Annotated in this window: 3 protein-coding genes; all 3 read left to right on the plus strand. The window is 67.7% G+C overall.

Annotated elements, in window-relative coordinates:
- Window positions 1–559: 559 nt before the first annotated feature.
- Window positions 560–1,648 carry a peptide chain release factor 1 gene (gene prfA, locus VF794_RS05540; RefSeq protein ID WP_331108130.1) on the plus strand — a complete coding sequence of 363 codons (1,089 nt, stop codon included), beginning with the start codon at window positions 560–562 and terminating at the stop codon, window positions 1,646–1,648.
- A complete protein-coding gene (prmC, locus tag VF794_RS05545; RefSeq protein ID WP_331108131.1) occupies window positions 1,645–2,523 on the plus strand; it encodes a peptide chain release factor N(5)-glutamine methyltransferase in 879 nt (292 codons plus the stop codon). The genes prfA and prmC overlap by 4 nt, the downstream gene beginning before the upstream one ends.
- 10 nt (window positions 2,524–2,533) lie before the next feature.
- On the plus strand, window positions 2,534–3,684 hold a 1,151-nt coding region (gene murA / locus VF794_RS05550), incomplete at its 3' end, for a UDP-N-acetylglucosamine 1-carboxyvinyltransferase (RefSeq protein ID WP_331108132.1).

The raw sequence follows: 3,684 nt of genomic DNA on the forward strand, positions 1-3,684 counted from the left end.
TCGATCGCCTTCTTGAACTCCTTGATGGCCTCGTCCAGCCACCCGCGATCCGCCAACTCGATGCCACGTGAGTTGTGCTCGTCGGAGAGAGCGATGTTGTCCTTTTCCCGGGCCATGAACTCGCGAAGTCAATCTACGCGCCGCCACTTTCACGGCGCAAGCAAGAGCCATCCCTCCCGACAAGTGCCTGGAGGGTCCTATCCTGGGAAGTCCTAATGACCAGCTCCCCAGGGATCCAGCGCGCGGGGTGGGGAATGCTTGCCTCCTCCCCTTCGGACCAGGGGAGGAGGCGAACGGCGAACTACTTGCGGCGCTCGCGGGCGCGACGGCGCTTGAGGGCCGCCTTCTTCGAACCAGCGCGGTTGGACAGCTTCTTCTTGCTGCGGTTTCCCTTCTGGGCAGGCATCTTCTGGTACTCCGTATGAGCGGAAGTGGGCCGCACTGGCGGCAGCGAACCCCCCTTTTTTCATGTCCCGGGCCCGGAAGTCCACGGAATTTCTCGACCCCGTCCGGCCTTGCCAGGGGCCAGACAACGGGGCACAACCCCGACCCAAGACCGATGATTGACAAACTCGAAGAGGTGGAGCGCAAGTTCGAGCGTCTCACCGCCGACCTGTCCAACCCGGACATCATCTCCGACACGGCCAAGCTCCAGCGCGTCTCCAAGGAGCGCGCCGCCCTGGAGAAGCTGGTGGATACCTTCCGGGACTACCGCAAGGTGCTCGCCGACCTCAAAGAGGTCGAGGCCTGGCTTGGCAGCTCGGACCCCGACGAAAAGGCCTATGCCCGCGAGGCCCTCCCCGGCCTCAAGGAGCAGCGCGAGGAGCTGGAGGGCAAGCTGAAGGTCCTCCTGCTGCCCAAGGATCCCAATGACGAGAAGAACGTCATGCTGGAGATCCGCGCCGGCGCCGGCGGAGACGAGGCGGGCCTGTTCGCCGAGGAGGTCATGCAGATGTACCTCCGCTACGCCGACCGGAAGGGTTGGAAGTCGGAGATCATCGACATGAGCACGGGCAGCGTGGGCGGCGTCAAGGACGTCACCATCATGCTCTCGGGCGACGGCGTCTACAGTCAGATGAAGTACGAGTCCGGCGTACACCGGGTGCAGCGCGTCCCGGCCACCGAGACCCAGGGCCGCATCCACACCTCCACCATCACCGTGTCGGTGATGCCCGAGGCGGAGGACGTGGACATCAAGATCAACCCGGCCGACATCGAGATGCAGGTGATGCGCTCGACGGGCGCGGGTGGCCAGAGCGTGAACACCACGGACTCCGCGGTACGCCTCATCCACAAGCCCTCGGGCATCGTGGTGAAGTGCCAGCAGGAGAAGAGCCAGACGAAGAACCGGGCCATGGCCGAGCGCATCCTGCGCGCCAAGCTCTACGAGATGGAGCAGGAGCGCATCCGCAACGAGCGCGACTCCATGCGCCGCGGCCAGGTGGGCACCGGTGACCGCTCGGAGAAGATCCGTACCTACAACTTCCCGCAGGACCGGCTGACGGATCACCGCATCAGCCTGACGGTGCACAACCTGCCGGCGATCATGTCCGGCGGTGTCGAGGAAGTCATCACCGCCTGTCGCACCCATTACCAGGCCGAGGCCCTCAAGGAGCAGGTGGGCGGAGGCCCCGGCAGAGGCGCATGAGCGAGCCCTGGACCCTCCGTAAACTCCTCACCTGGACGACGCAGCACTTCGAGAAGAAGGGGGTGGACGCGCCCCGGCTCACCGCCGAGGTGCTGCTCGCCCACGTGCTCAAGACGACCCGGGTGCGCCTGTACGTGGACCTGGACCGGCCGATGGAGAAGGAAGAGCTCACCGCCTTCCGCGCCCTCATCGAGCGGCGCCTGGCGGGCGAGCCCACCCAGTACCTCACCGGAGTGCGGGAGTTCTACAACCGCCCCTTCAAGGTGGACGCGCGGGTGCTCATCCCCCGGCCGGAGACGGAGCTGCTGGTGGAGGCGGCCCTGCACAAGCTGCCCAAGGACGGCCCCGGCACCGCGCTGGACGTGTGCACCGGCTCGGGCTGCATCGCGATCAGCCTCGCGGCCGAGCGGCCCCAGGCCACGGTGCTGGCCACGGACCTCTCCCCGGACGCCTGCACGCTGGCCCGGGAGAACGCCCAGGCCCTGGGCGTGGCCGAGCGGGTGACGGTGCTCCAGGGCAACCTCTACGCTCCCCTGCCCCCGGACGCCCGCTTCGACGTGGTGGCCTCCAATCCGCCCTACATCGCCTCCAAGGAGATTCCGACCCTGTCGGCCGAGGTGCGCCGCGAGCCCCACATGGCGCTGGACGGCGGGGCGGACGGGCTGGTGCTCATCCGCAAGGTCATCGAGGGGGCTCGCCGCGTCCTCAAACCTGGCGGACTGCTTGCAATGGAGATCGGCGAAACTCAGGGGGACGCCGTCAAGGCCCTCCTCCAGGCCGCGGGTTACGAGGACGCGCGGGTGGAGAAGGACCTGGAGCGGCGGGATCGCCTCGCTTTTGGGACACAGCCCGTGGCCAGCGGGCCACAGGGATAAGACGGGACAGATGGACAAGATCATCGTGAAGGGTGGCCACGCGCTTCAGGGCGAGGTGACGGTTTCGGGCGCGAAGAACGCAGCGCTCCCCATCCTGGCCTCGGCGCTGCTGGCCGATGGCAAGAGCGTCTACCGCAACGTGCCGGACCTCGCGGACGTCGTCACCATGCTCAAGGTCCTCGAGACCATGGGCTGCCAGACGGCGCGGCTGGACGGGCGCAAGAAGGACGTGTGTGAGGTGGCCATCGAGGGGCCCATCACCCCCGAGGCCCCGTACGACCTGGTGAAGACGATGCGGGCGTCCGTGCTGGTGCTCGGTCCCCTGCTGGCCCGCTTCGGCCGTGCCCGCGTGTCCATGCCTGGCGGCTGCGCCATCGGGGCCCGCCCCATCGACCAGCACCTCAAGGGCCTCAAGGCCCTGGGGGCCGAGATCACCCTCACCGAGGGCTACGTCGAGGCGAAGGCGAAGCAGCTCAAGGGCGGCACCGTCAACTTCGACGTCATCACCGTGACGGGCACGGAGAACGTGATGATGGCGGCCGTGCTGGCCAAGGGCCGCACCGTGCTGGAGAACTGCGCGCGCGAGCCCGAGATCGAGGAGCTCGCCCGGGTCCTCAACAAGATGGGCGCGCGCATCGAGGGCGCGGGCACCTCCGTCATCACTATCGAGGGGGTGGACGCCCTCAAGCCGGTGGAGCACGCCATCCTCCCGGACCGCATCGAGGCGGGCACCCTGATGGTCGCGGCGGCCATCACCGGCGGCAACGTGCTGGTGAAGCACGCGGTGCCCGAGCACCTGGAGTCCGTCATCCTCAAGCTGCGCGAGACGGGCTGCACCGTCACCGCCGAGGCCGGCGGCCTGCGGGTGAAGGCCCCCAAGGTCCTCCACTCGGTGGACGTGAAGACGACCGAGCACCCTGGCTTTCCCACCGACATGCAAGCCCAGCTCATGGGGCTGATGACGGTGGCCAACGGCACCTCGGTCATCTCGGAGAGCATCTTCGAGAACCGCTTCATGCACGTGCCGGAGCTGCACCGGATGGGGGCGGACATCACCATCCAGGGCCACACGGCGGTGGTGAAGGGCGTCAAGCGGCTGTCCGGTGCTCCGGTGATGGCCACCGACCTGCGCGCCAGCGCCTCGCTGGTCCTGGCTGGCCT

The organism is Archangium sp., from assembly GCF_036389735.1.
GTDB lineage: Bacteria > Myxococcota > Myxococcia > Myxococcales > Myxococcaceae > Archangium.

What these genes read in the sequence shown, in the direction of transcription:
- prfA (WP_331108130.1), top strand. Translation starts at nt 560, where the DNA reads ATGATTGACAAACTCGAAGAGGTGGAGCGCAAGTTCGAGCGTCTCACC.
- prmC (WP_331108131.1), top strand. Translation starts at nt 1,645, where the DNA reads ATGAGCGAGCCCTGGACCCTCCGTAAACTCCTCACCTGGACGACGCAG.